Annotated in this window: 22 protein-coding genes; 13 read left to right on the forward strand and 9 right to left on the reverse strand. The window is 74.0% G+C overall.

The features are described from left to right. Nucleotides 1-182 precede the first annotated feature (182 nt). The 6 genes from ELQ39_RS31165 to ELQ39_RS31190 all read left to right on the forward strand — a co-directional run bounded on the left by ELQ39_RS31165 (nt 183) and on the right by ELQ39_RS31190 (nt 7,591). Nucleotides 183-1,268, forward strand: a complete 1,086-nt coding sequence (locus ELQ39_RS31165) for a LacI family DNA-binding transcriptional regulator (protein ID WP_242595261.1) — start codon at nt 183-185, stop codon at nt 1,266-1,268. A gap of 375 nt (nt 1,269-1,643) precedes the next feature. Continuing rightward, entirely contained in the window at nt 1,644-2,885 is a 1,242-nt protein-coding gene (locus ELQ39_RS31170; RefSeq protein ID WP_242595262.1) for a sugar ABC transporter substrate-binding protein, read from the forward strand. A gap of 5 nt (nt 2,886-2,890) precedes the next feature. Beyond that, nucleotides 2,891-3,868 (forward strand): carbohydrate ABC transporter permease, encoded by a 978-nt coding sequence (locus ELQ39_RS31175; RefSeq protein ID WP_242595263.1) that lies wholly within the window; start codon nt 2,891-2,893, stop codon nt 3,866-3,868. Then, on the forward strand, nt 3,865-4,749 hold the full coding sequence (locus tag ELQ39_RS31180) for a carbohydrate ABC transporter permease (protein ID WP_225625372.1): 885 nt from the start codon (nt 3,865-3,867) through the stop codon (nt 4,747-4,749). Before ELQ39_RS31175 ends, ELQ39_RS31180 begins: the two co-directional genes overlap by 4 nt. Nucleotides 4,750-4,808: 59 nt before the next feature. Next, nucleotides 4,809-6,011 (forward strand): glycoside hydrolase family 1 protein, encoded by a 1,203-nt coding sequence (locus ELQ39_RS31185; protein WP_225625371.1) that lies wholly within the window; start codon nt 4,809-4,811, stop codon nt 6,009-6,011. A gap of 161 nt (nt 6,012-6,172) precedes the next feature. Beyond that, nucleotides 6,173-7,591 (forward strand): glucoamylase family protein, encoded by a 1,419-nt coding sequence (locus tag ELQ39_RS31190; protein WP_242595264.1) that lies wholly within the window; start codon nt 6,173-6,175, stop codon nt 7,589-7,591. Between the two features lie 16 nt (nt 7,592-7,607). Here ELQ39_RS31190 and ELQ39_RS31195 read toward each other — a convergent pair whose 3' ends face one another. Further along, nucleotides 7,608-7,895, reverse strand: a complete 288-nt coding sequence (locus ELQ39_RS31195; protein WP_242595265.1) for a muconolactone Delta-isomerase family protein — start codon at nt 7,893-7,895, stop codon at nt 7,608-7,610. A 49-nt stretch (nt 7,896-7,944) separates the two neighbouring features. Between ELQ39_RS31195 and ELQ39_RS31200 the strand changes: the two genes are divergently transcribed. Beyond that, a complete protein-coding gene (locus tag ELQ39_RS31200; protein ID WP_190003323.1) occupies nt 7,945-8,373 on the forward strand; it encodes an OsmC family protein in 429 nt (142 codons plus the stop codon). A gap of 448 nt (nt 8,374-8,821) precedes the next feature. On the opposite strand, the gene ELQ39_RS31205 is transcribed toward ELQ39_RS31200, so the two are convergent. Genes ELQ39_RS31205 through ELQ39_RS31215 form a run of 3 tightly spaced genes read right to left on the reverse strand, consistent with a single transcriptional unit; the run spans nt 8,822 to nt 11,460 of the window. Further along, nucleotides 8,822-9,652: a polysaccharide deacetylase family protein gene (locus ELQ39_RS31205; protein ID WP_242595266.1), complete on the reverse strand. Its 831-nt coding sequence runs from the start codon at nt 9,650-9,652 to the stop codon at nt 8,822-8,824. 31 nt (nt 9,653-9,683) lie between these two features. After that, nucleotides 9,684-10,601, reverse strand: a complete 918-nt coding sequence (locus ELQ39_RS31210; protein ID WP_242595267.1) for a DMT family transporter — start codon at nt 10,599-10,601, stop codon at nt 9,684-9,686. 13 nt (nt 10,602-10,614) lie between these two features. Continuing rightward, nucleotides 10,615-11,460: an SDR family NAD(P)-dependent oxidoreductase gene (locus ELQ39_RS31215; protein ID WP_242595268.1), complete on the reverse strand. Its 846-nt coding sequence runs from the start codon at nt 11,458-11,460 to the stop codon at nt 10,615-10,617. 236 nt (nt 11,461-11,696) lie between these two features. Here ELQ39_RS31215 and ELQ39_RS31220 point away from each other — a divergent pair, with 236 nt between their 5' ends. After that, the gene (locus tag ELQ39_RS31220; protein WP_242595695.1) at nt 11,697-12,785 is read left to right on the forward strand and encodes an MGDG synthase family glycosyltransferase; all 1,089 of its coding nucleotides are present in this window, start codon (nt 11,697-11,699) and stop codon (nt 12,783-12,785) included. Between the two features lie 25 nt (nt 12,786-12,810). Here ELQ39_RS31220 and ELQ39_RS31225 read toward each other — a convergent pair whose 3' ends face one another. Together ELQ39_RS31225 and ELQ39_RS31230 are read right to left on the reverse strand one after the other, a co-directional pair. Continuing rightward, the gene (locus ELQ39_RS31225) at nt 12,811-13,584 is read right to left on the reverse strand and encodes a ribonuclease BN (RefSeq protein ID WP_242595696.1); all 774 of its coding nucleotides are present in this window, start codon (nt 13,582-13,584) and stop codon (nt 12,811-12,813) included. 291 nt (nt 13,585-13,875) lie between these two features. Next, entirely contained in the window at nt 13,876-14,712 is an 837-nt protein-coding gene (locus ELQ39_RS31230) for an MBL fold metallo-hydrolase (protein WP_242595269.1), read from the reverse strand. Nucleotides 14,713-14,904: 192 nt separating this feature from the next. On the opposite strand from ELQ39_RS31230, the gene ELQ39_RS31235 reads away from it, so the two are divergent. After that, the gene (locus ELQ39_RS31235) at nt 14,905-15,942 is read left to right on the forward strand and encodes a DNA topoisomerase IB (RefSeq protein ID WP_242595271.1); all 1,038 of its coding nucleotides are present in this window, start codon (nt 14,905-14,907) and stop codon (nt 15,940-15,942) included. 6 nt (nt 15,943-15,948) lie between these two features. Here the strand turns inward: ELQ39_RS31235 and ELQ39_RS31240 are convergent, their stop codons facing one another. Next, nucleotides 15,949-16,851, reverse strand: a complete 903-nt coding sequence (locus ELQ39_RS31240) for a UbiA family prenyltransferase (protein ID WP_190003531.1) — start codon at nt 16,849-16,851, stop codon at nt 15,949-15,951. Between the two features lie 70 nt (nt 16,852-16,921). Here ELQ39_RS31240 and ELQ39_RS31245 point away from each other — a divergent pair, with 70 nt between their 5' ends. Genes ELQ39_RS31245 through ELQ39_RS31255 form a run of 3 tightly spaced genes read left to right on the forward strand, consistent with a single transcriptional unit; the run spans nt 16,922 to nt 19,540 of the window. Beyond that, entirely contained in the window at nt 16,922-17,989 is a 1,068-nt protein-coding gene (locus ELQ39_RS31245; RefSeq protein ID WP_242595697.1) for a type III polyketide synthase, read from the forward strand. A gap of 10 nt (nt 17,990-17,999) precedes the next feature. Then, nucleotides 18,000-18,515 (forward strand): isoprenylcysteine carboxyl methyltransferase family protein, encoded by a 516-nt coding sequence (locus ELQ39_RS31250; protein ID WP_242595273.1) that lies wholly within the window; start codon nt 18,000-18,002, stop codon nt 18,513-18,515. Continuing rightward, a complete protein-coding gene (locus ELQ39_RS31255) occupies nt 18,512-19,540 on the forward strand; it encodes an NAD(P)/FAD-dependent oxidoreductase (RefSeq protein WP_242595274.1) in 1,029 nt (342 codons plus the stop codon). The genes ELQ39_RS31250 and ELQ39_RS31255 overlap by 4 nt, the downstream gene beginning before the upstream one ends. 12 nt (nt 19,541-19,552) lie before the next feature. On the opposite strand, the gene ELQ39_RS31260 is transcribed toward ELQ39_RS31255, so the two are convergent. After that, on the reverse strand, nt 19,553-21,622 hold the full coding sequence (locus ELQ39_RS31260) for a SpoIIE family protein phosphatase (RefSeq protein WP_242595276.1): 2,070 nt from the start codon (nt 21,620-21,622) through the stop codon (nt 19,553-19,555). Between the two features lie 124 nt (nt 21,623-21,746). Next, the gene (locus tag ELQ39_RS31265; protein ID WP_242595278.1) at nt 21,747-22,556 is read right to left on the reverse strand and encodes an alpha/beta fold hydrolase; all 810 of its coding nucleotides are present in this window, start codon (nt 22,554-22,556) and stop codon (nt 21,747-21,749) included. A gap of 313 nt (nt 22,557-22,869) precedes the next feature. Here ELQ39_RS31265 and ELQ39_RS31270 point away from each other — a divergent pair, with 313 nt between their 5' ends. Next, a complete protein-coding gene (locus ELQ39_RS31270) occupies nt 22,870-25,725 on the forward strand; it encodes a lectin (RefSeq protein WP_242595280.1) in 2,856 nt (951 codons plus the stop codon). Nucleotides 25,726-25,734: the final 9 nt, after the last annotated feature.

Genomic DNA, 25,734 nt, shown 5'->3' on the forward strand with positions numbered 1-25,734 from the left:
CCGAACCTCCACGACGACGCCCGCGGTGCGGCACGACGGCGTGATGCCACCCGCGCGGCCCATCCCTGTCTCGAACTCCTCCCTTGTGCCCTGACCTGCACCACCCCTACGATGAATGCGCTTTCATCACCGTCACCGCGACCCGCACCCGCCCCGCGCGCACAGACTAGGGACGACCCCCGATGAGTACCGCCCCCACGGTGTACGACGTGGCCGAACGCTCCGGCGTGTCCATCGCCACCGTCTCCCGCGTCTACCGCAACCCCGACTCCGTACGGGCGCAGACCCGTGAGCGGGTGCTCGCCGCCGCGCGTGACCTCGGCTACGTGCCCAGCGGCAACGCGCGCGGGCTCGCCAGCCGCTCCACCGGCGTCCTCGGCCTCTGCTTCCCCGACTACGCCGACCCGGACACCGATGCCGAGGACGACGACGCGGCGATGCTCTACTCCGACCAGATCATCCGCGGCATGGAGCGCGCCGCCCGCCGGCACGGGTACGCCCTCCTCATCGCCGCCTCCCTCAAGGGCGGCCCCGAGAGCCTCGTCGCCAAGGTCGCCGGACGGGTCGACGGCTTCGCCGTGATGGCCCGCACGGTGCCCACGGAGGAACTCGAGAGCATCTCCCGGCGCCGCCCCGTCGTCATGCTCGCCGGGCCCCGCGAGGACGGCGACCACCTGGACCACCTCGACCACATCGAGGTCGCCAACTTCGACGGGCAGCGGGAGCTGACCCGCCACCTCATCGAGGACCACGGCCTGCGCCGCCTCGCCTTCGTCGGCTCCGCCGAGGAGTCCCCGGACGTCGAGGCCCGCTTCCAGGGCTTCCTCGCCGCCTGCCGGGCCGCGGGCGTCGATGCCCCCGAGGAACCGGCCGTACGCGCCGCCATGATGACCCAGGCGGAGGGCGCCCGCGCCGCCGACGCCCTCTGCGACCGCGGCGGCGGACCCCCGCGAGCCCTTGTCTGCGCCAACGACCAGATGGCCGTCGGTGCCCTGCACGCACTGGAGCGCCGTGGCCTGACCGTGCCGGACGACGTCGCCGTCACCGGGTTCGACGGCATCCCCCTCGGCCGGCTCGTCCGCCCCACCCTCACCACCGTCCGCCAGCCCATGCTGCGGATGGGTGAGGAGGCGGTCGAGCTCCTCGTACGCCGTCTCAGCGGCACGCCCGGCGCCGACCCCGTCTCCCTGATGCTCCCCGTCACCGTCGCCCGCCGCGCCAGCTGCGGCTGCGGGCCGGAGGAGCTGACGACCGCCGTCGGGGCCTGACTGCCCGGCGCCCGGACGCCTCGAGGCGAGGGCCCGGCCGCTCCGGCCCTGCGGGAATCACCCGAACCGTTCCGTCACACCCCCCTCACCACACCCCCACGGGACGTATCTCACACCCGCTTCCGTACGCCCGAGCCCCCGCCTAGGTTGCTGACAGGGCCCTGTGCCCGCCGCGGGGGTGTCCGCCTGTCGCGCCGTACGGCGCGCAGGTGAACGCCCCTTTTTTCGCGCCTTTCACCGCCCCGGCAGGGCGCATCGCAGCCGTTACCGGAGTGTGACCCAGCTCCCCCTTGTCACGGCGAAGCCCCTCCCGCAGAGTCATGTATGCGCTTACAGAATGCGCATACATCAGGAACGCTCGAGGAGGAGCAGTCCATGCACCGCGCCACATCCGCCGCGATCGCCCTCACTGTGGCGTCCGCGCTCACCCTCACCGCCTGTGGCGGCTCCGGTGGCGCGGACGTGGACGCCGATGCCGAGCAGACGCTCACCGTCTGGGCCATGGGCACCGAGGGCGAGAAGCTCGCCGAGGTCGCCGACGTCTACGAGAAGTCCCATCCGAACATCACCGTCAAGGTGACCCCGGTCGGCTGGGACGTGGCGCACCAGAAGCTCGTCGCCGCGGCCGCCGCGGGCAAGCTGCCCGACGTCATGCAGATGGGAGGGACCTACCTCGGCGAGTTCGCCGACATGGGCGTCCTCGAACCGGTCGACACCAGGACCGTCAAGAAGGGCGACTTCTTCCCCGCCGCCTGGGAGCAGGCCACGTACAACGGCGAGACGTACGGCGTGCCCTGGTACGTCGACACCCGCGTCCTCTTCTACCGCACCGACCTCGCCCGCAAGGCCGGTCTCACCGAGCCGCCCGCCACCATGGACGAGCTGCTGAAGGCCGCCCAGGCTTACCAGGACAAGGCCAGGACCAAGTGGGGCCTGTCCCTGCAGCCCGGCGGCCTCGACACCGTGCAGAGCTTCTACCCGTTCCTGTACTCCGCCGGCGGCGAGATCATCGACGAGGACGGCAAGGCCGCCGTCAACAGCCCCGAGGCGGTCAAGGCGCTGAAGACCTACGGCGAGTTCTTCGCCAAGGGTGTCAGCGAGAAGGCGGTCCGTCCCGGCTACGACGTGACCAAGGACTTCAACACCGGCGAGGTACCGATGTTCTTCGGCGGCCCGTGGATCATGTCGCTGCTCGACGAGAACTACCCGGACGTCAAGGGCAAGTGGGCCGTCGCCCCCGTGCCCGCCGACCAGGAGTCCGTGTCCATGGCAGGCGGCTCCAGCCTCGCCGTGTCCGCGGACAGCGAGCACAAGGCCGCCGCGAAGGAGTTCATCTCCTTCCTCACCGACGCCAAGGGCCAGTCCGACTGGTACGAGCGCACCCGTGACCTGCCCGCCAACCAGCAGGCCTGGAAGTCCGGCGAGCTCGCCACCGACCCCAGGCTGAAGGTCTGGCGCGAGCAGATGGAGACCGCCAGGACCACGCCCTCCCAGCCCCGGCTGACCGAGATCACCTCCAAGGTGGACTCCGCCATCGAGTCGGTCACCCAGGGCAAGTCCGGCGCCAAGGCCGCCCTGGACAAGGCGCAGGCCGAGATCGAAGGGCTCGTGGAGTAACCGGTATGCCCCTGCTGACCAAGGCGGCCGACGACCCCGCGGCCCCAGAGACCAGGACCGGACCGGACGGGCCGCCGGGAGACGGGCGGCGCCCGCGCCGCCCGCTCGGCCGGCACAACCTGTACGGCTGGCTGTTCTCCACGCCGTTCCTGGTGCTGTTCGCCGTCTTCATGGCCTTCCCGATCGTCGCGACGCTCCTGATGAGTTTCACCGACTTCGGGGCCCGCCACGTCACCCGCCCGCTGGAGGCGGAGTTCGTCGGCCTGGAGAACTACACCGAGCTCTTCGAGGACGACCGCTTCCTGAAGGCCCTGTTCAACACGGCGTACTTCGTGGTCGTCGGCGTGCCGCTGACCATCCTGCTCGGACTGCTCGTGGCGATCCTGCTGAACAACGGCATCGACCGCGCCCGCACCTTCTTCAGGGTCGGCTTCTACGCCCCGGTGGTCACCGTCATCGTCGCGGTCGCCGTCGTCTGGCGGTTCGTCCTCGACCCGTCCGACGGTCTGATCGCCGGCCTCGCCGCCGAACTGGGCATCACCGCGCCGGACTTCCTCGGCTCCGAGACCTGGGCCATGCCGTCGCTCATCGCCATGGCGGTGTGGCGCAACCTCGGCACCGTCATGGTGCTGTTCATCGCCGGCCTCCAGGCCGTCCCCGCCGACGTGCGGGAGGCCGCACGGCTCGACGGCGCGGGCGCCTGGCAGGAGATGCGCCGCATCACCGTGCCGCTGCTCCGCCCCACCATGCTCTACGCCACCGTCATCACCACCATCGGCTACCTCAACGTCTTCGAGGAGCCGTTCGTGATGACCCAGGGCGGCCCGTCCGACGCCACGCTCACCGTGTCGCTGGACATGTACCGCGAGGGCTTCAACTTCTTCCACATGGGCTATGCGAGCGCCATGGCGTACGTGCTGTTCGTGGTCATCATGGGCATCACGGTGCTCCAGCTCCGACTGCTGAAGGACAACACCCGATGAGCGCCCCCACCACGACTCCGCGCCCGGTGCCCGCACAGGCCCGCCCCCGCGGCCGGGGCCGCGTCCGCACCCCCCTGCTGTACACCCTCGCCTCGCTCGGTCTGCTGGTGATGTCCGCGCCGTTCCTGTGGATGGCGCTGTCCGCCTTCAAGACCCGCCGGGACCTCACCGCGAGCCCGCCGGTGTGGATCCCCTCCGAGTGGACGCTGAGCAACTTCAGCGCCCTGCTCGACCAGCTCGACATGCCCCGGTACTTCCTGAACAGCCTGATCGTGGCCGTGCTGGTCACCCTGTGCAACCTGCTGTTCTGCTCCATGCTCGGCTACGCGCTGGCCAAACTGGAGTTCACCGGCCGGTCCAAGGTGTTCGGCGTCGTGCTGGCAGCCCTCATGGTCCCCGGCAACCTGCTGATCCTGCCGCTGTACGTGCTGATGACCAGGCTCGGCCTCATCGACACCTACGCCGGTCTGGTGCTGCCCTTCGCGGCGGGGGCGTTCGGCGTGTTCCTGATGCGCCAGTTCATGCAGTCCATCCCCGACGAGCTGCTGGAGGCGGCCCGGATCGACGGCGCCGGCGAGTGGTACATCTTCTGGCGCATCGTGCTGCCGCTGGTGAAGCCCGCCCTCGCCACGCTGACGATCTTCACGTTCCTCGGCTCGTGGAACAACTTCGTCTGGCCGCTCATCGCAACCAACGACCCCGACAAGTACACCCTGCCGGTCGCCCTGGCCACCTTCGCCAACGATCCCAACCGGACCGTCGGCGGCGGCAACGGCATGCTGATGGCGGGCTCCCTGCTCGTCGTCCTCCCGGTGCTGCTCGTCTTCGTGGTCCTCCAGCGCCACTTCACGCAGGGCATCGCGACCGCCGGACTCAAGTGACCGGATCCGCCGGCCCGTCACACCGGCACCGCCCCACCCCCACCAGAGAGAACAGGACGATGACGCGTACCTCCCTGCCCTTCCCCGACGGCTTCCTGTGGGGGGCCTCCACCGCCGCCCACCAGATCGAGGGGAACAACGTCAACAGCGACTGGTGGCGGAAGGAACACGACCCGGCGGCGAACATCGCGGAACCCAGCCTGGACGCCTGCGACAGCTACCACCGCTGGCGGCAGGACATGGACCTGCTCGCGGAACTCGGTTTCACCGACTACCGGTTCAGCGTCGAGTGGGCCCGCATCGAGCCGGTGCGGGGGACGTTCTCGCACGCCGAGATCGCGCACTACCGGCGCATGGTCGACGGCGCCCTGGCCCGCGGTCTGCGGCCCATGGTCACGCTGCACCACTTCACCGTGCCGCAGTGGTTCGAAGACCTCGGCGGCTGGACCGCCGACGGCGCGGCCGACCTGTTCGCCCGCTACGTCGAGCACTGCGCCCCGATCATCGGCGACGGCGTCCGGCACGTATGCACCATCAACGAGCCCAACATGATCGCCGTCATGGCGGGCGCGGCCAAGGCGGGAAACCAGGGCTTCCCGCCCGCGGGACTGCCCACCCCCGACGAGGAGACCACCCACGCCGTCATCGCCGCCCACCACGCGGCCGTCAAGGCCGTACGGGCGATGGACGCCGGCATCCAGGTCGGCTGGACGATCGCCAACCAGGTGTACCAGGCGCTGCCCGGCGCCGAGGACGTCACCGCCGCCTACCGGTACCCCCGTGAGGACGTCTTCATCGAGGCCGCGCGCGGCGACGACTGGATCGGCGTGCAGTCCTACACCCGCACCAAGATCGGCGCCGACGGCCCCGTCCCCGCGCCGGAGGACGCCGAGCGCACCCTCACCCGGTGGGAGTACTACCCGGCCGCCGTCGGCCACGCCCTGCGCCACACCGCCGACATCGCCGGCCCCGGCATGCCGCTGATCGTCACCGAGAACGGCATCGCCACCGCCGACGACACCCGCCGCGTCGACTACTACACCGGCGCCCTGGAGGCCGTCTCCGCCGCCCTCGAGGACGGTGTGAACGTCCACGGCTACCTGGCCTGGAGCGCCCTCGACAACTACGAGTGGGGCTCCTACGAGCCGACCTTCGGCCTGATCGCCGTCGACCCGGTCACCTTCGAGCGCACCGCCAAACCCTCCGCCGTCTGGCTCGGCGGGATGGGCCGCACCCGGCACCTCCCGCGCGCCGAACGCTGACCCCCGCGGCGCCGCAGCGCGCCGCCTCCCGACCCGGGAGCCGGTGGGCCCCTGACACCCACCGGCTCCCGCCGGCGACACACCCGTACCGCACGACGCCCCGACGGCCGGCGCCCCCGTCGCCCGGCCGCACCCCGCCCTTCCCCGAAGGCAGGAGCCGCATGAACCGTCGTACGTTCCTCACCACCGCCACCCTCGCCGCCGCGGCCTCCGTGACCGGCCTCGCCGGCGCCGCACCCGCAGCAGCGGGAGGCCGTACCGGAGCCGGTCGCGCCCCGCTCCGCACCTGGTTCGAGGCGACCCACCGCTCCCTCGAGGCCATGACCACCGACTTCGGCCTCACCACCGACAAGATGGACATCAGCGGCACGGGCGCCCCCGTTCTGTCCGCGCAGACCTCGCCCACCAACATCGGCTGCGGCCTGTGGGCCACCGTCGCCGCCGCCGGACTCGGCGTCATCGACTCCGGCACCCTGCACGGCCGCCTGACCCGCACCGTCGCCGCCGTCGAACGGCTGGAGCGCGCCCACGGATTCTGGTTCAACTGGTACGACGCGCACGACGGCGCGCTGCTGACGACCTGGCCGGAGACCGGAGACCCGGTGAGGCCGTTCCTCTCCAGCGTCGACAACGCCTGGCTGGTCACCGGCCTGATGATCGCCGCCGACGCCGAACCGTCGCTGCGCCCCCGCGTCGCCCGGCTGCTGCAGGACGCCGACTGGTCGTACTTCTACACGCCCTACGACCCGTCCGACCCGGTCGCCGGCCCCGGCCAGCTCCGCGGCGGCTACTGGCCCGACAAGCCCGGCAAGGGCGAGCCGACGGGCCACCACTACGGCGCCCTGAACACCGAGCCCCGCATGGCGAGCTACCTCGGCATCGCCGACGGCTCCCTCCCGCCGGAGCACTACTGGCACGTCTTCCGCACCCTCCTGCCCGGCATGGGCCAGGAGCAGGAGCCAGAGGGCGCCTGGGTCACGATCGACGGTGTCCGCGTGTGGCAGGGCCACTACACCCACCGGGGCCGCAAGCTCGTCCCCACCTGGGGCGGTTCCATGTTCGAGGCGCTCATGGTGCCGCTGTTCGTGCCCGAGCCCGAGTGGTCCCCGCGCTCCTGGGGCACCTCCCACCACCGCTACGTCCGCGGCCAGATCGACCACGGCCTCAAGGAGGCCGGCTACGGCTACTGGGGCTTCTCGCCCGCCAACATCCCCGACGGCGGCTACAGCGAGTACGGTGTCGACGCCCTCGGCATGCAGGAGGAGGGCTACCACTCCAAGGGCGTGGTCACCCCGCACGCCTCCTTCCTCGCCCTGCCCTACGAACCCGCCGCGGCCGTCGCCAACCTGTCCGCGCTGGACCGCGACTTCGGCGCGTACGACGACCGCTACGGCTTCCGCGACTCGGTGGACACCGCGACCGGCCGGGTGAGCGACTTCGTCCTCGCCCTCGACCAGGGCATGGTCGCCGCCGCCCTCGCCCAGCAGCTGCGCCCCGGTCTGCTGCAGCGGCCGTTCCGCACGGGCGGCTTCCGCTCCCGCGTCAAGCCGCTGCTGGCCAAGGAGCGCTTCAGCATCTGACCCCGCGGGGCGTGGGTCAGACGGAGGGGTCGTTGGGGTGCGGCTCCAGCTCCGTGACGACCGCGGTCATCCACGGCCACAGGGGCAGGGTGCCCAGCACCTCCTCGCGCAGCGCCGCCTCGTCCTCGGCACGCCACAGACCGATGCTGCGCTTCTCCCTGACGGGGCGCCACAGGCGCGCCAGATGTCCGGAGGCCGCGAGTTCACGCGCGCGTACGGCCTCACGGGCACGGACCCGGTCGACCTCGGCCGGGTCCGTGCCGTCCGGGACGGTGGTGGTGAGCTCCACCAGAAACTCCCGCATGTCGTTCTCCCCTCGGGGTGGATGTCGCTTTCGGGACTACTGTCGACGCATGAGTGAAGCGTCCAAGCGTTCCGTCGTCGTCGAGCGGACGAGCACCGGCCAGTTCATCGCCACCAACCCGCGCGGCGGGACCGTACGGTTCGGCACCGACGGGGGTGAGGCCTTCACCCCCGTCGAACTGCTGCTCGCCGCCATCGGGGGCTGCTCGGCGGCCGACGTCGACGTCGCCACCGGCCGGCACGCGGAGCCCACCGCGTTCACCGTCGAGGTGAGCGGCGACAAGATCAGCGACGAGCAGGGCAACCGCATGACCGGTCTGCGGGTCACCTTCCACGTCGCCTTCCCGGACGAGGAGGGCGCCGACCGTGCCCGCGCGATCCTCCCGCGCGCCGTGAAGGCGTCCCACGACCGTCTCTGCACGGTAAGCCGCACGGTGGAACTCGGCACGCCGGTCACCACGGAGATCGCGGAGGACTGACGGTCCTCGCCCGCGTGCCCTGACCGAAGGGACGGCGGCCCGGTCCACCGGACCGGGCGACCGGCGTCCTGCCCCGCGGGCGGCGCGCGACGGGGACCGGATTGGTCGGTCCGCGAGCCGGGCGGAGTCGGCGACACCCTCACGGTGCCGGACGGCCGGCCCCTCGCCCGCGGTGACCTGCCGAAGGCGGGAGCGGCGTGGCGTGGGGCCGCCCGGGTTCGCTCCGTGCCCGGGGGTGTGGGGCGGGCTGGTGGCGTCGCTGTGCCCGGGGACGGTGGTCCCCGTCGCGGGTGCGGTGGACGGCCCGGTGCAGTGCTGGGGGAAAGACCTCCGAGGTCCGCCCAGTGCCCGGGGGAGCGGTGCGGGCCGGTGCCGTCGCGCCACCGCGGACAGACGGTCCCTGCCAGGCATGCCCGTCGGCACACCAGGGCGTGGACCGACACCCCTCTCACCCATGCCGTGACCGACCGTGCTCCAGCGGCCGGCGCGGCACGGCGCCCGACCTTCCCAGCACCCGAGGAGCGGTGGCGTGCACCTCCGCCGTCCCGTGTTCCGAGAGCGGGCCGACCGTCAGTCCCGCGGTGCGCCAGGCGGCCACCAGGTCGGGCAGCGCGCCCAGCGTGGCCCGCCAGCATCCCGGCGCCGCCGTGCGGTCGGTGTCGTGGAGCAGGACCGTTCCGCCGCCCCGCAGATCCGCCTCGACCGTGGCGCGCACCGACTCGGGGGTGGCCGTGGCCGTCCAGTCCCTGCCCCAGGCCGTCCACAGCACCGGACGCAGCCCCGCCGCGCGGGCGGCCGCCCACCGGCCGGACGTCAGAATCCCGTACGGCGGCCGGTACCACTGGGGGGCCACCCCCGTGACGTCCCGCACGGCCTCCACCGCGCGGCGCAGGGAGCGGACGTCGCGCGCCGGCGCCGGCAGCCACGGACGGTCGTGGCTCCAGCCGTGCACGGCGACCTCGTGCCCCCGCCGCGCCGTCTCCCGCACCACGTCGGGATGCCGTACGACCGCGTCGCCGAGGACGAAGAACGTGGCCCGCACGCCGAGGCCGTCCAGCACGTCGAGGAAACGGGTCGTCGAGAGCGGGTCGGGGCCGTCGTCGAAGGTCAGCGCGACATGACGGGGGTGCCCCGCGCCGGCGAGACGGGGGGACAGGTGCCTGCGCACCACGGGCAGCCAGGTGGCCGCGGGACCGACGTGCGCCAGGGCGCCCGCGGCGAGCGTCGGCCCGACGGACGCGGCGCGCCGCGCGGCGGCCCGGGCGGCGGATTCGGGCATGGCGGTGACCTCCCTGGTTCCGGCGGACGGCTCACGGCGGGCGGGACACCTGGTGCTGCGCCGTGGAGCCGGGGTCCTCCCGCGCCCTGGCCTGGTCCCAGCCGCCTCCGACCGACGGGGCGCGCGCAAGGCCGACGCTGCCCGCGCCCATCAGCGCGACGCCGATCAGCTCCGGCACCACCCGCGCGCCGAGGCTGATCTGCTCGCCGAACAGCGCCCACCCGAGGGCGACGCTGGTGAGCGCGTCGCCGAGGGTCAGGGCGGGCTGGGACGCGGCCAGTGTGCCCGCCCGGAACGCGGCCTGCAGCAGCAGGAACGCGACGATGCCCACTACGGCGGTGGCGTACAGCGGCCAGGTGGACAGGACGGCGGCCGGGCCGTCCGGGATCAGCCCGGTGACCTCCTTGAGCAGCGCGGCCGTCGCCGAGAACGACACGGCGGACGCCAGCCCCAGCAGCGCGGCGCGCGGCGCGCCCCGCACCGTACGGGACACCGCCACCAGCGATGCCACCACCGCCAGCAGGACCGCTCCCGCCGGCCACCAGTGCCCGGGTATGGCCATGGACCGTCCTGACGTGGGCGCCGCCGCCGTCAGGAAGAGGGACAGGCCGGCCGCGAGGGCGACGAAGGCCAGCCAGGTTCTCAGGTCCGGGCGGCGGTGGAAGACCAGGCTGCCCACCGCCAGGGTGAACAGCAGTTCGGCCGCCATCAGCGGCTGCACCAGCGCGAGGCTGCCCACGCCCAGCGCCGCCGCCTGGAGGACCGTCGACAAGGCGAGCATCCCCGCGCCCGCCACCCAGTGCGGCCGCCGCAGGACGTGCCCCAGCCAGTGCAGCGCCGGCCGCAGCCCCTTGCCGCCCTCCGGCTCGTCGGCGGCGGCCCGCCGCTGCAGCACGGAGGCCGCGGCGTTCGCCAACGCCGCGAGGAGCGCGAGGACCACGGTCAGCACGCCGCGGCACCGCTCATCCGAATGTGGCGGCCAGCCGCCGGTACAGTCCCGGCGCCACGCCGCGCACCCTGACCGGCAGACGCAGCCACGCCGGGACGTAGACCTCGTCCCGCCCCCGGACGGCGGCACGCCACACGGCGTCGGCCACCCGCTCGGGCGGCACCGGCCGGGGCCGGGTCCGCGCGTAGGGCGCGCCGCGCCGCTCGAAGAACGGCGTGTTCACCACCCCCGGCACGACGAGGCTCACGCCCACGCCCGTGCCGCGCAGCTCGTGGCGCAGCGCGTCGGCGAACACCGCCACCGCCGCCTTCGACGCCGAGTAGACCGCCTCGCCCCGCACCCCGACGGCCCCCGCCAGCGAACCGACCAGCACCACCCGGCCGGATCCCGCCTCGACCATGTGGGGGAGCACCTGCCGCACCAGACGCAGCGTGGTCAGCAGATTCACCTCCATCACCTCGTCGAAGGCACGCCGTGTCATCGTGGTGAAGTCACCGGCCCAGCCCACCCCGGCGCACGCGACCAGCAGGTCGAGGTGCCCCACCTCGTCGAGCGCGAACCGGGTCAGGCGCCGCTCGGCGGCCGGGCGGGTGAGGTCCTCGGGGAACACCGCGGCGGCCGCGTGCGCGGCCGTCTCGGCCAGGCGCCCCGCGTCCCGGCCGTTCAGCACCAGACGCCAGCCCTCCGCGGACAGCCTGCGCGCCACGGCGGCGCCGATGCCCGAGGAGGCACCGGTCACCAGGGCCGTCCCCGGCCGCTGCGCCGCCGCGCCGGGAGGCTCCCGCACGTCGGGGAGCGGCGCCGGCGTCCGGGTGTCGGAGGCGCCGGGCGTACCGGCGCGGGAGGGTGCGTGGGGCATGGGCTGACCTCGGCTGCTGGGCGGACACCGGAAGCGGCCGGCTGGACCACTCCCGTCGTGCGGGAGGGGGTGAGCCCGGAGTATCCAGGTCAGGGTCGCCCGAAACGCCCGGCGGGCGTTTCACCCGCGTGCCGGCGGTGACTCAGCATGACGTGCTCTCGTCCTCCCCGGTCCCGCACCACCGGGGCGCCGCCCGCCGGGCCGGCGCCCGCCGCGTGCTGGTGCTCAGCGCGAGCATGGGCGCCGGCCACGACACCGTGGCCCGCGAACTCGTCCGCCGCGCCCGTGCCCAGGGCCACGAGGCGGACACCGTCGACCTCATGCGGCTCCTCCCGTACGGCACGGGCGCCGGGCTGCGCGCCTTCTACCGGACGTCGGTACGCCACGCGCCCTGGGTGTACGACGGTCTCTACCGGGCGTTCCTGCGCCCCGGCGACCGCACCCGCCCCAGTGGCGTCCCGCTCGCCCGGCTCGCCGCCGACGGACTGGAACGGCTCGTCACGAGGACCGGCGCGGACGTGGTGGTGCCCGTCTTCCACCTGGCCGCACAGCTCACCGGCCACCTCAGGACGCTGGGCCGGCTGCGCGTGCCCAGCGCGGTGTTCGTCCTCGACTTCGCCGTGCACCGGCAGTGGCTCCACCCGGGCAACGACGCCTGCCTGTGTCTCACCGACCAGGCCGCCGCCGATGTGCGCCGGGCCGTCCCTGGCACGCACGTCGAGACCACGGGTCCGGTCGTGGCGCCCGGGTTCTTCGCTCCCGCCCCCAGCGCCGACGACTGGCGGAAGCGCTTCGAACGGTACGCCCCCGGACGGCCGCCCGTGCTGCTGTCCGCGGGCGCCTGGGGGGCCGCCGCGGGCCTCGGCGAGAGCGCCCGGCTGCTGGCCGGTGCCGGTTACCTCCCCGTGGTGCTGTGCGGCCGCAACCAGGCGCTGCGGTCCCGCATCGCCCGTGTACCGGGCGCGCTCGCCCTGGACTGGGTGACGGACATGCCGGGCCTGCTGCTCGCGGTGCGGGCGCTGGTGGACAACGCGGCGGGCCAGACCGCCGTGCAGGCGCTCGCCGCCGGACTGCCCGTCGTCGGCCACCGCCCGCTGCCCGGACACGGCGCCGACGGGGTCCGCCGGATGGCGGAACTGGGCCTCTCCGAGGCCGCCGACGACGGCCCGGCCCTGCTCGACGTCCTGGACCGGCTCGTGACGGAGGGCCCCGGGGAACGCGAGCGGAGGGCGGCACGCGGACGCGCGGTCTTCCGCGCCGACGTCATGGAGCGCGCCGTCGCCCTCGCCGGCCGGTCCGCCGTACCGTCATCCGGCAAGGAGTGAGCCCGGCCGCCCTGACCGCGGGCTCTCACTTCGCGCCGGCCCGCTCCCGCTCCTCATAGGGGTGCCGGTGACCGAAGTGGCGGAGGAAGCCGTGATGGGTGAGCAGCCAGTGCCCGAACAGCGCGCCGCCGTACACGACGAAGCCCACCCCGATCAGCCAGGACTCCACGACCAGGACCACGCCGACCGTGCCGTAACTCAGGGCGTTCTCCACGATCAGCGGGGTGAACACGTAGTACGAGAAGATCCGCAGGCCGACCAGGCCCACCATGGTGGCGACCGCGCCGGGGAACAGGTCACGCCAGCGGACCTGACCGCCGAGCAGGAAGCGCTGGCTCCACCAGAAGAACAGCACACCGGCGGCCGTCGACAGGGTGATCCGCTCCGGCCCGTACAGCAGTGTGCGCGTCCGCACCTCCTGGTAGAGGAACGCGGTCAGCACGGCCAGCCACAGCGCCTGCCGCCACACCCGGTGCCAAGGGCCGGGCGGCAGCCGCCACACCCGTTCGTAGCCGTTCTGGACGCTGCCGCCCAGGGCGACGCCGAACACGGCGAGCGCCAGACCGCCCCACACACTGGTCGTGCCCACCACCTTGCGGGGCGGGCTGAAGATCTCCGTGAGCACCAGTGCGGACCGCCCGGTCAGGCCCATGCCGTCCGCCAGCCAGGTGGCGAAGCCGCCCCGGCCCAGCGGGTCCGCGGCGGCGACCACGATCAGCAGCGGCGCCAGGGTCACCAGCGCGAGGGTGGCGAAGCCCATGGCCCGGTGCATCAGCTCAAGCTCCCGGCCCTGCGCCATCAGGGCATGGGCGCCCAGCCACCTCCAGCTGTTCTGGAGCACGCCGAGGTATCGCCTCACGGTGCCCCTCCTTCGCCTGCTCGGGCACGCGCCGCGAAGTGACGCGCGGCGGGACCGGACCGTCTCGTGCCACGCCCGGGGCGGACCGGGGCGCCGCACGGCGACCGCTCCGCTTGCCGCGTTCATCATCCGGCGACCGCGCGGGGGCCCGCCACTTCGCCCGGCCCGGCGGGACCGCCGGGCAGCCGCCCGCGACGGTCGTCCGGCGCGGCGCCCGGCGCCCGGCAGGGGTCAGAGGCGGGTGTCCCCGCCGACCGTCACCCGTTCGCCCGGCCGGCAGCGCAGGATCCGGCCGCCGTGTCCGCGCCGGGCCGCCTCGGCGAGGAAGTCCGGGAGCGGGGAGCGGAAGACGCCGTAGTCGTCGTGATGGACGGGCAGCGCCCGGTGCGGGCGGATCAGGTCCAGCAGATCGGCGCCCTGCTCACCGTCCATGGTGACCAGCAGCCCGCCGGGCAGCGTGGTCCCGCCCAGATGCAGCACCGCCAGATGGATGTCGGGGCACCGGCGGGTGATCTCCCGCAGCCCGTCGAACATCAGGGTGTCGCCCGAGACGTACATGACCAGGCGGATCCGTCCGGAGCGGTCGCCGAACTCCAGCAGGCTCCCCATCACCGGCGGCAGCAGACGCCGGGCCGGCCCCGGGGCGTGCCGGCCGGGCAGCGCGGTGACACGGACCAGCGAGTCGCCGCGCAGCAGGGTGTGGCTCTGCCATGTGCGCAGGCCCATGGCGCGGTGGAAGCCGAACAGCCCTTGGAGGACGCGGGACGCGTGCGGGGTCGTCAGGAACGGCAGGCCCCGGTCCAGATGGCGCCGGGCCACCCGGTCGAAGTGGTCGCCGTGCAGATGCGACAGCACGACCGCGTCCAGCTCTGCATGGGGGAGATCGGTGACGTCCACGGCGGGTTCGGTCAGCCGGCGCGACACGAGACCGTAACCGAGGTGGGCGAGCTGCCCGCGGTGCAGGAAGTTCGGATCGGTCAGCAGCGTCAGGCTGCCGTAACGGATCAGCAGGGTGGCGTTGCCGATGAACTGCACCCCGACTGTGCCCGCGGGCGGTGTGCGCTCCACGGCGACCTCCCTCGGTCGGCTGCGGCATCCGAGCACGCTCCGGGTGGCCCCACGGAGCGGTCCTACACCCGGTGGGCGGCGGTGCGTGCCGGACGCGCGATCGCGGGTACCCGCACAGCGGTTCCACTTCGTCACCCTCCCGGTCACGCGCCCGCCGCGTACGACGGTCGGGTCCCACGCCGGGAGGTCCGGTTGCGTCTCCGCCATTCCCGTCCCACCGACGCCGGGTACCGCCGGCTGCGTCACGGACGGGGCTTCCGTTATCTCGACGTCACGGGCGAACCCCTGCGAGACCGCGACGAACTGGCCCGCATCCGCGCGCTCGTCGTCCCGCCCGCCTGGACCGACGTGTGGATCTGCGCCCGCGCCAACGGACACCTCCAGGCCGTGGGCACCGACGCCGCCGGACGCCGGCAGTACCTGTACCACCCGCGGTTCCGCGCCGAGCAGGAGGCCGCCAAGCACGAGCACGTCCTCGACGTCGCCGAGACGCTGCCCGCCATCAGGGAGGCCGTCGAAGGGCACCTCGGCGACCGGGGTCTGACCCGCTCCCGCGTCCTCGCCACCGCGGTCCGCCTGCTCGACCTCGGCTTCTTCCGCATCGGCAGCGACCGGTACGCCGAGCTCAACAACAGCTACGGCCTCACCACGCTGCTGAAGGAGCACTCCAGCTGCCGGTCGGGCGCGGTGCTGTTCAGCTACACCGGCAAGCACGGCAAGGAGATCATCCGGACCGTCGCCGATCCCGCCGCCTGCCGCAGCCTCACCGCGCTGCTGCGCCGCAGGGGCGGCGGCGACCGGCTTCTCGCGTACTGGGAGGGCCGCGCCTGGCACGACGTGAGCAACGCCGACGTCAACGCGTACCTCAAGGAGCTGGCAGGGCTCGAGGTCACCGCGAAGGACTTCCGCACCTGGCACGCCACCGTGATGGCGGCCGTCGCCCTCGCCGTCTCGGTGCCGGCCGCCCGCAGCGAGACCGCCCGCCGGCGGGCCATCGCCCGCGCCGCCCGTGAGGTCTCCGGCTACCTCGGCAACACCCCCGCGGTCTGCCGCGCCTCCTACATCAACCCGCGCGTCATCGAGCTGTACGAGGAGGGCGTGACCGTGGCGTCCGCGCTGCCGCACCTCGGCCATGAGGCCGCTCACGGCATCCCGGCCACGCAGGGCGTCGCCGAGCGGGCCGTGCTGACCATGCTGCGCACCGGCGCCCCGCCCGACGGGACGGTGTGACCCGCGTCAGACCAGCTCCGCCCCTGACCACAGCAGCCGCGTCACCGCCAGCCCCGCCACCGCCATCGCCGCCCGGAACGGCCACCGGCTGCGCCGCCCCGCCGCCGTCGCCGTACCCGCCACGGCCACCGCGCCCGCCACGACGGCCAGGCACAGCCCTCCCGCGCCCGCCGGGCCGGGCGGCCCCGCGACGACCACGCCCACGGCCGCCAGCATCACCAGCGGTGCCAGCCACCGGCAGCCCGTACGGCCCAGCCGCTGCGGCAGCCCCCGTACGCCCGTCGCCAGGTCGTCCTCGATGTCCGGCAGCACGTTCACCAGATGCGCCCCCACGCCCAGCAGCACCCCGGCCGCCACCACCCACCAGTCGGGCCACACCGGCCGCGGCAGCCCGAGCGTGACGAACACCGGCAGCGAGGCGAACCCGACCGCGTACGGCAGCGGTGACAGCACCGTGTGCTTCAGCCGCACGTTGTAGCCCCAGCCCGCCGCCACACCCGTCAGATGCGCCGCCGCCGCGCCAGGCCCGGACAGCAGCGACAACGGCACGCACAGCACGAGGGCCGTCCAGGCGGCCACCGCCACCGCACGCGCCGGCAGCCGCCCCTCGGCCACCGGCTTGTCCGCGCGCCCGCAGACCGTGTCGCGACGCGCGTCGGCCGCGTCGTTGCTCCAGCCGACGGAGAACTGACCCGCCAGCACCGCCGCGCCCACCGCCGCCGCACCCGCGGGGCCGTGCCCCGCCGCGACCGCCAGCGCGGTCACGAACACCGTGACGGCCAGCGCCGGCTCGGGATGGCAGCAGCGCAGCAACGCCGGGAGACGGCGCGGCGGCGTACGCGGAACAACCCCGGACGGGTGGTGGGACACGGGTGCAAGGTAGCCGGGCGGCGACGCCGAGGAAGTCATTACGGACATGCGTGTCCCTCTCATCGCCGAACCGGCGCCCTCCGCCCCTCCGCCCCCGGTCACGGCGCCGGTGACCACCCTCGCCGCCGTGCACACCGCGCTGCCGCCCCACCGTTACCCCCAGGACCGGCTCACCGAGCCCATCGGCGACCTGTGCCTCGTCCCTGGCGCCGACCGTGCCGTGCTCCGCCGCCTGCACGCGTCCGCCGGGGTGCGCACCCGCCATCTCGCCCTGCCCATCGAGCGTTACGCCGCGCTGCGCGACTTCCGCGAGAGCAACGAGGCATGGCTGACGGCGGGCCTGGACCTGGCCGAACGGGCGCTCACCACCGCGCTGGCACAGGCCGGACTCGCCCCGGCCGACGTCGACCTGCTGGTGTGCGCGTCCATCACCGGCGTCGCCGCCCCGTCCCTCGACGCCCGCCTGGCCGGACGGATCGGCCTGCGGCCGGACGTCAAACGGCTGCCGGTGTTCGGCCTGGGCTGCGTCGCGGGCGCCGCCGGACTCGCCCGCGTGCACGACTACCTGCGCGGACACCCGGGCGGGACCGCCGTGCTGCTCACCGTCGAACTGTGCTCGCTGACCCTGCAGAAGGGCGACGACTCGCGCGCCAACCTGGTCGCCGGCGCCCTCTTCGGCGACGGAGCGGCGGCCCTCGTCGCCCGCGCCGCCGGCACGGGAGGGGGAGTGGAACCGGCCGCCGGGCCCGCCGTGGTCGCCACCCGCAGCCACCTCCACCCGGACACCGAGCACCTCCTCGGCTGGGACGTCGGCGCCGGCGGCTTCCGCGTGGTGATCGACCCCGCCGTCCCCGCCCTGGTCCGCCACGAGCTGGGCGACCAGGTGCGCGGCTTCCTCGCCGAACACGGCCTCGACACCGGCGACATCGGCGCCTGGGTGTGCCACCCGGGCGGACCGAAGGTGCTGGACGCCGTGGCCGACGCGCTCGCCCTGCCCGACGACGCCCTCACCCCGTCCCGGCGTTCGCTCGCCGCCGTGGGCAACCTGTCCTCCGCCTCCGTCCTGCACATCCTCCAGGGCTTCACCGAGGCCCACCGGCCCGAGCCGGGCACCTGGGGGCTCGTGCTGGCGATGGGTCCGGGGTTCTGCACCGAACTCGTCCTGCTGCGCTGGTGAGGTGAGCGCCATGACCTGGTACACGCTGCTCGTCCTCGCCGTGGCCGTCGAACGCCTCGCCGAACTCGTCGTGGCCCGCCGCAACGCCGTCTGGACCCGCGCGCGGGACGGGGTGGAGCACGGCCGGAGTCACTATCCCGTCATGGTCGTCCTGCACACCGGCCTGCTCGCGGGCTGCCTCCTCGAACCCCTTCTGGCGGACCGCCCGTTCCTCCCCGCCCTCGGCTGGCCCGCCCTGACGCTCACCCTGCTCGCCCAGGCCCTGCGCTGGTGGTGCATCACCACACTGGGCCCTTACTGGAACACCCGTGTGATCGTCGTCCCCGGCGCCCGCCTCGTCGGCGCCGGCCCCTACCGCTTCCTCCGCCACCCCAACTACGTCGCCGTCGTCGTGGAGGGCGCCGCCCTGCCGCTGGTGCACTCGGCGTGGATCACGGCGACCGTGTTCACGCTGGCCGACGCCGTGCTGCTGACCGTGCGGATCCGCTGCGAGAACGCCGCCCTCACCCGAGCGGTGCCCGCGTGAGGCACACCGACCTGCTCGTCGTCGGCGGCGGACCCGCGGGTCTCGCCACCGCCCTGCACGCCGCTCGCGCCGGCCTGGACACCGTCGTCGCGGAACCCCGGCCGGCCCCCGTCGACAAGGCGTGCGGCGAGGGCCTGATGCCCGGCGCCGTCCGCGCCCTCACCGCCCTCGGCCTGCACGCCCCCGGCCACCCCCTCACCGGCATCCGCTACGTGCAGGGCCCGTGCCGCGTGGAGGCCGCGTTCCGCCGCGGGGAGGGCCTCGGCGTCCGCCGCACCGCCCTGCACACCGTGCTCCACCGGGCGGTCCTCGACGCGGGCGTGCCCGTCCTCCCGCTGCGGGTGGACGCCGTACGGCAGGACGCGGACGGCGTGACCGTCCCCGGTGCGGAACTGCGCGCCCGGTGGCTCGTCGCCGCCGACGGCCTCCACTCACCCGTGCGCCGTTCCCTCGGCCTGGACCGCCCGACCCGGACCGCGCCCCGCTACGGACTGCGCCGTCATTACGCCGTACCGCCCTGGACGTCGCACGTCGAGGTGCACTGGGGTCCGGACGCGGAGGCGTACGTCACCCCGCTCGGCCCCCGGCTGGTCGGCGTGGCCCTGCTGACCTCCCGCCGCGCGCCCTACGACACGCAGCTCGCCGGCTTCCCCGAGCTGGCCGCCCGCCTCCCTCCGCACACGGCGGTCACCCCGGTCCGCGGCGCCGGACCCCTCCGCAGGCGCTGCCGCACCCGCGTGCACGGCAGGGTCCTGTTCGTCGGCGACGCCGCCGGGTACGTCGACGCGCTGACCGGTGAGGGCGTCTGCCTCGCCCTCACCGGCGCCCGCGCCCTCGTCGCCAACCTCCGCCGGGGCACGCCCGGCCGCTACGGCACCGACTGGGCGCGCGCCACCCGCCGCTACCGCGTCCTGACGGAACTGCTGGTCGGAGCGCGCCGACGGCCCGCGCTCGCACCGCACATCGTGCCCGCCGCCGCACGTCTGCCCCGGCTGTTCGCGGCGGCGGTCAACGCCCTCGGGTGAGCGGGCGGGCAGTCACCCGCGGTCGGGGGTGGGGCTGAGGAGCAGCAGGGCGATGTCGTCGCCGGGCGCCGGGGCGTGCCGGACCAGCGTGTCGGCCATGGCCTCCAGGTCGCACGGGTCGGACTGCTCCACCAGACCGGCGAGGGCGGCCGTCGCGTCGTCGGGGTCGACGCCCGGCGCCTCGACGAGCCCGTCGGTGTAGAGCACCAGCACACAGCCGGGCGGCAGGGAGCATTCCAGCGACGGGTAACGGGCCGTCGGGTCGATGCCGAGGAGCAGCCCCGGCGGGACGGCCAGCAGCTCGGTGCGCCCGTCGCAGTGCCGCATCAGGGGCGGCGGATGCCCCGCGGTGGCCAGGCAGGCACGTCCGTTCCCGAGGTCCAGATGCGCGTACAGGCAGCTGGTGAACAGACCGGGATCCAGATCGGTGAGGAGGCGGTTGGTGCCCCCGAGGACGTGGTCCGGGGGAGCGCCGACCGTGGCGTGGGCGTGCACGGCGGTGCGGACCTGCCCCATCAGCGCCGCCGCGTCGACGTTGTGGCCCTGCACGTCCCCGATGGCGGCCGCCGCCGTGTTCTCGTCGAGCCGGATCAGGTCGTAGAAGTCGCCGCCGATGCCCAGACCGCGCGCGGCAGGCAGATAGCGGGCGACGACCCGCAGGCCGGGGATGCTCGGCAGGCTGTGGGGGAGCAGCGCCGACTGGAGCCGGTGGGCGAGGCGGTCCTTGTTGTCGTAGAGGCGGGCCCGGTCGAGGGCCTGGCCGACGAGACCGGCCAGGGAGGTGAGGACGGCGCGCTCGCTGGGCGGGAAGGAGTGCGGCCGGTCGTACGAGAGCAGCACGGAGCCGATGGGGCGGCCGGAGGCGATCAGCGGCAGGACCGCCCACGCCGCCATGCCGTCCTCGTGCGTCATCTTCGGGTACACGGCCGCCATCTGGGCGAACGAAGGGAAGAAGCCCGGCTCCCCGGTGGCCAGGACCGCCGCCCCCGGGATGTCCCGGCTCAGCGGCGCCCCGTCGAACCGGGCGAGGAGCTCGGGGCTGTAACCGCGGTGGCCCAGGATCCTCAGCCGGCCGTCCTGCGCCGTCATCAGCACCATGGCCTGGGCGCCGAGGGCGGGCAGCAGCTGTTCGGCGGTCTGGTCGACGACGTCCTGCACCCCGACGGCCTCGGTCAGCGTGGTCGCCAGGTGCATCAGGTGGTACAGCACCGTGGCCCGGCCCGGGCCGTGCGCCGTCTGCGCGACCGGGTCGGCCTCCTGCCCGTCCCCGACGCGGTCGATGCGCACGCTGATGCCCGAGGCGTCCGGGTACAGCTCGAACGACAGCCAGGTGCCGGGCGGGCGCAGCACCCGGAACGTCTGCGGGGTGCGGCTGATCAGCGCCGCGCGGTAGCGGTCCTCGACATGGGGGACGTCCATCCACGGCAGCGCCTCCCACGGCAGGGCGCCCAGCAGCCGGTCGGGTGAGGCGCCCACGAGGTCGGCGGCGGCCGGGGTGACGAGGGTGATCCGGCCGTTCAGGTTCAGGGCGACGTACCCGCCGGGCAGCCGGTCCAGGAGCGCCGTGCCGGCCCACGCCTCCTCGGCCGTGGGGGTGCGTCCCGGTTCCGGGGGAAGGATGCGTGGCCGGCCGGGGGAGACGATGGCCTCGCCGCGCCCGGCGGCCTGCTCGAAGAGATGCCCGAGGCGCCGGGAGCCCGCGCGGACGGCGTCGTGCTCGGCGCGGCTGAGCTGCGGCGGGTGCCCGCTGGGCCACAGCAGCACCAGTCCGCCCCGCACCCCGGAGTCCGACGCGACCGGCACGGCCGCCAGGGCGAAGTCGTAGGGGAGCACCACCGCCGGCCGGGGATAGCGGCGCGCCATCTCCACCTGGCTGTTCACCCACACCAGGCGCTCCTCGCGCACCGCGTCGGCCACCGGCATCGGATCGCCCACAGCGACCCGGCTCCACGGTGCGACCACCTCTCGCGGGGCACCCGCCACATGGGACAGCCAGAGGGCCGTGCGGTCGGGGGTGAGGACGTAGAGCAGCGCGCCGGAGGCGCGGGTCGCCCGCACGATGTCGGCCAGGGCGGTGTCCATCAGCCACCCGCCCGTCGCGGCGGGGACGAGGCCGCCGACCCGTCCGGCGTCGCCCGAACTGCTCCCATATCGGGACAGTACGCCGAATCCGTGACCGAGGCATCCAGCACCAGGACGGCACAGGTCAGGCCGTGGCGTCCCGGCCGGGCGCCGGGGCCGGGGCACGCAGCACCGGCATCATCGTCCCGGCCTCCGCACCCGCGAGGTGGTCGAGGATCATCCGGTCGACCTCGGCGGGCTTCTCCAGCGGCACCAGATGGGACGCGCCGGGGACAACGGCGAGCCGGGCGTCGTGGAGCGCGCGGTAGAGGGCCGCGGTGTGCTCCAGGGTCATCAGGTCGTCGTCGCCCGCCATGACGAGGGTGGGCGCCCGCACCGCGGCCAGGTCCCCGGCGTCGAGCGCCGGCTGGGTGCGCCACATGTCGATCACCCGCGTCGCCACCGCCGGCCAGTGGTCCGGCCCGTCCGGGCTCACGGCCACGTACAGCTCGCGGAAGAAGGCCATCTCGGCGCTGTCCGGGGTGAGCGCGTCGAGCATCTCCGGCGCGACGAAGGCCTCCGGCGCGGGCCGGAAGGTCGCCCCGATCAGCACCATCCGGCGGACCAGGTCGGGCCGGGCCAGGGCGGTCAGCAGCGCCACGACGCCGCCGTCGCTCCACCCGACCAGATGGGCCGGGCCGCCCACCACGGACTCCAGGAACGCCACCGTGTCGCCGGCCATGTCGGTGTACGACAGCGGGCCCTCGACGTCCGGGGTGTGGCCGTGCGCCCGCCGCTCGGGGAGGTAGAGGCGGTAGGAGGCGGCGAGCTCGGGCCGCTGCGCGCCCCAGGTGTCGTTGGTGCAGAACCCGCCGTGCAGCAGCACCAGCGCGTCGCCGGAGCCCTCGGTCTCGTACCAGGTCCTGACGCCGGGAAGGTCCGCGTAGTCACCCATGCGTTCCGGCCCTCTCCGGGACGGCCGCCGTCCCCGGCCAGTGTCCGGCAGCCTCCGAACGGCCGCAACGCGACCCCTGGCGGCCCGGGTGCCGAGGCACTTTGTCCCAGCGGAGGAAGAAGACGCGGGAAGCCCTGCGAAAGGGGTTACGCGTTCGCCTTCTGACCGCTAACTTCCTTGCAACACACCGGTCTTGAGGCCTCCACGGGCCGACCGGTCGGCGCTCCACGGCGCGACGGCGCGCGCCTGTGCTCCTTCACGGCAGCCCCCTGCCCGGGGCCTGCCGCCACCCCCCACCGCCCTGGAGAGCTCCGTGCGCACGAGACCGCTCGGACACAGACGTGTCCGCACCCTTCTGACCGCACTGACCTGCGCCGCCGCCCTGGCCCTCCCCGTGGGCCCCGCGGCGACCGCCGCCCCCGCCCCCGCCCCCGTCGACCGGGCGAACGCCGCCGCCGAGGACTTCCAGCAGGTGACCCTCGCCAAAGGCGTGGCCGAGACGGGCGAGCCCATGACCCTGGCCGTGCTGCCCGACCGCTCGGTGCTGCACACCTCCCGCGACGGCACCCTCCGCCGCACGGACGCGGCCGGCACCACCACCGTCGCGGGCAGACTCGACGTCTACAGCCACGACGAGGAGGGCCTGCAGGGCGTCGCCGTCGACCCCGGCTTCGCCTCCAACCGCTTCGTCTACCTGTACTACGCGCCCAAGCTGAGCACCCCCTCCGGGGACGCCCCGTCCGACGGCAGCGCCGCCGACTTCACCCCCTTCGACGGCGTCAACCGGCTCTCCCGCTTCGTCCTGCGGTCCGACGGCACCCTGGACACGGCGAGCGAGAGGAAGATCCTCGACGTGCCCGCCTCCCGGGGCCTGTGCTGCCACGTCGGCGGCGACATCGACTTCGACGCGGACGGCAACCTGTACCTGTCGACCGGCGACGACACCAACCCCTTCGCCTCCGACGGCTACACCCCCATCGACGAGCGCGCCTCCCGCAACCCCGCCTACGACGCCCAGCGCTCGGCCGGCAACACCAACGACCTGCGCGGCAAGATCCTGCGCATCAAGGTCCAGGCCGACGGCAGTTACAGCATCCCGCCCGGCAACCTCTTCCCGCCGGGCACCGACAGGACCCGGCCCGAGATCTACGCGATGGGCTTCCGCAACCCGTTCCGCATGAGCGTCGACCGGGCCACCGGCACGGTCTACGTCGGCGACTACGGCCCGGACGCGGGGACGGCCAGCCCCTCCCGGGGCCCCGCCGGGCAGGTCGAGTTCAACCGCGTCACCCGGGCCGGGAACTACGGCTGGCCCTACTGCACGGGCCGGAACGACGCCTACGTCGACCACGACTTCGCCTCCGGATCCTCCGGCGCCCGCTTCGACTGCTCCGCCCCGCGGAACACCTCGCCGCGCAACACCGGCCTGACCGACCTGCCACCCGCCCAGCCCGCCTGGATCCCCTACGACGGCGGCTCCGTACCGGAGTTCGGCACCGGCTCCGAATCCCCCATGGGCGGACCGGTCTACCGCTACGACGCGGACTCCGCCTCCGACGTGAAGTTCCCCGAGGAGTACGACGGCGACTTCTTCGCCGGGGAGTTCGGCCGCCGCTGGATCAAACGCATCGAGACCGGCGGCGACGGCACCGTGCAGACCATCAACGCGTTCCCGTGGAACGGCACGCAGGTGATGGACATGGCCTTCGGCCCGGACGGCGCCCTCTACGTCCTCGACTACGGCACCGGCTACTTCAACGGTGACCACAACTCCGCCCTGTACCGCATCGAGCACGTCACCGGCGGACGCGCCCCGGTCGCCCAGGCCGCCGCGAGCAGGACCTCGGGCATCGCGCCCCTCACGGTGGCCTTCTCCTCGGCCGGCACCTCCGACCCCGACGGCGACACACTCGCCTACGCCTGGACCTTCGGTGACGGCGCCACCTCCACCGCCGCCCATCCCTCGCACACCTACACGGCCAACGGCCAGTACACGGCGACCCTCAAGGTCACCGACCCCTCCGGCAAGTCCGCCACCGCGTCCGTGCGGATCACCGTCGGCAACACGGCCCCGACCGTGCGCATCGACACCCCCGCCGACGGCCGCATCTACGACTTCGGCGCGGCCATCCCCTTCACGGTGACCGTGACCGACCCGGAGGACGGCACCGTCGACTGCTCCCGGGTGAAGGTCACCTTCGTCATCGGCCATGACAGCCACGGCCATCCGCAGACCTCCGCCACCGGCTGCACCGGCACCCTGCGCACCCTGGCCGACGGCGAGCACGATCCGAACGCCAACATCTTCGGCGTCATCGACGCCGAGTACACCGACCGGGGCGCGAACGGCCAGCCCGCCCTCACCACCCACGACCAGCACATCACCCAGCCCAGCCACCGTCAGGGCGAGCACTACGGCGACTCCGCCGGCGTCCAGATCATCGACAAGGCGTCCGCGCACGGCGGCAGAACCGTCGGCGAGATCCACAACGGCGACTGGATCTCCTTCGCCCCGTACAGTCTCGCCGACGCCTCCCGCTTCACCGCCCGCGTCTCCTCGGCGGGCAGCGGCGGCACGATCGAGGTCCGCGCGGGCTCCCCCACCGGCACCCTCCTCGGCACGGCCACCGTCCCGGTCACCGGCGGCTGGGACATCTTCCGCGACGTCACAGCACCCCTGAGCGGTCAGCCGGCCGGAACGACCACCCTGCACCTCGTCTTCAAGGGCGGGGCGGGACCGCTGTTCGACGTGGACGAGTTCTCCTTCGACACCGGCTCCGCGTCCACCCGCACCGGGGAGATCCGCGGCGTCAACGACAAGTGCCTCGACGTGGACAACGCGGGGACGGCGGACGGGACGCGGGTGCAGATCCACGCCTGCAACTCCTCCGCCGCCCAGCGGTGGACCGTCTCGGCCGACGGGACGCTGCGGGCGCTCGGCAAGTGCCTCGACGTGTCCGGGGGCGGCACCGCGGACGGCACCCGTGTCCAGCTGTGGACCTGCAACGGCACGGGCTCGCAGGTGTGGGCCGCGCAGTCCGACGGGACCGTGCGCAACCCCCAGTCGGGCAAGTGCCTGGACGCCTCGGGCGGCACCTGGGAGGACCGCACCCCGGTCCACCTGTGGACCTGCCACACCGGACCCAACCAGAAGTGGACCCTGCCGTAGGAAGGAGGC

Origin of the sequence: Streptomyces sp. GB4-14 (assembly GCF_022696125.1) — a bacterium.
GTDB classification, from domain to species: Bacteria; Actinomycetota; Actinomycetes; order Streptomycetales; family Streptomycetaceae; genus Streptomyces; species Streptomyces werraensis.

What these genes read in the sequence shown, in the direction of transcription:
- ELQ39_RS31260 (WP_242595276.1), bottom strand. Translation starts at nt 21,622, where the DNA reads ATGGACACCGCCCTGGCCGACATCGTGCGGGCGACCCGCGCCTCCGGC.
- ELQ39_RS31220 (WP_242595695.1), top strand. Translation starts at nt 11,697, where the DNA reads ATGGGCGCCGGCCACGACACCGTGGCCCGCGAACTCGTCCGCCGCGCC.
- ELQ39_RS31180 (WP_225625372.1), top strand. Translation starts at nt 3,865, where the DNA reads ATGAGCGCCCCCACCACGACTCCGCGCCCGGTGCCCGCACAGGCCCGC.
- ELQ39_RS31265 (WP_242595278.1), bottom strand. Translation starts at nt 22,556, where the DNA reads ATGGGTGACTACGCGGACCTTCCCGGCGTCAGGACCTGGTACGAGACC.
- ELQ39_RS31195 (WP_242595265.1), bottom strand. Translation starts at nt 7,895, where the DNA reads ATGCGGGAGTTTCTGGTGGAGCTCACCACCACCGTCCCGGACGGCACG.
- ELQ39_RS31200 (WP_190003323.1), top strand. Translation starts at nt 7,945, where the DNA reads ATGAGTGAAGCGTCCAAGCGTTCCGTCGTCGTCGAGCGGACGAGCACC.
- ELQ39_RS31240 (WP_190003531.1), bottom strand. Translation starts at nt 16,851, where the DNA reads ATGACTTCCTCGGCGTCGCCGCCCGGCTACCTTGCACCCGTGTCCCAC.
- ELQ39_RS31225 (WP_242595696.1), bottom strand. Translation starts at nt 13,584, where the DNA reads ATGGCGCAGGGCCGGGAGCTTGAGCTGATGCACCGGGCCATGGGCTTC.
- ELQ39_RS31185 (WP_225625371.1), top strand. Translation starts at nt 4,809, where the DNA reads ATGACGCGTACCTCCCTGCCCTTCCCCGACGGCTTCCTGTGGGGGGCC.
- ELQ39_RS31205 (WP_242595266.1), bottom strand. Translation starts at nt 9,652, where the DNA reads ATGCCCGAATCCGCCGCCCGGGCCGCCGCGCGGCGCGCCGCGTCCGTC.
- ELQ39_RS31250 (WP_242595273.1), top strand. Translation starts at nt 18,000, where the DNA reads ATGACCTGGTACACGCTGCTCGTCCTCGCCGTGGCCGTCGAACGCCTC.
- ELQ39_RS31175 (WP_242595263.1), top strand. Translation starts at nt 2,891, where the DNA reads ATGCCCCTGCTGACCAAGGCGGCCGACGACCCCGCGGCCCCAGAGACC.
- ELQ39_RS31190 (WP_242595264.1), top strand. Translation starts at nt 6,173, where the DNA reads ATGAACCGTCGTACGTTCCTCACCACCGCCACCCTCGCCGCCGCGGCC.
- ELQ39_RS31215 (WP_242595268.1), bottom strand. Translation starts at nt 11,460, where the DNA reads ATGCCCCACGCACCCTCCCGCGCCGGTACGCCCGGCGCCTCCGACACC.
- ELQ39_RS31165 (WP_242595261.1), top strand. Translation starts at nt 183, where the DNA reads ATGAGTACCGCCCCCACGGTGTACGACGTGGCCGAACGCTCCGGCGTG.
- ELQ39_RS31170 (WP_242595262.1), top strand. Translation starts at nt 1,644, where the DNA reads ATGCACCGCGCCACATCCGCCGCGATCGCCCTCACTGTGGCGTCCGCG.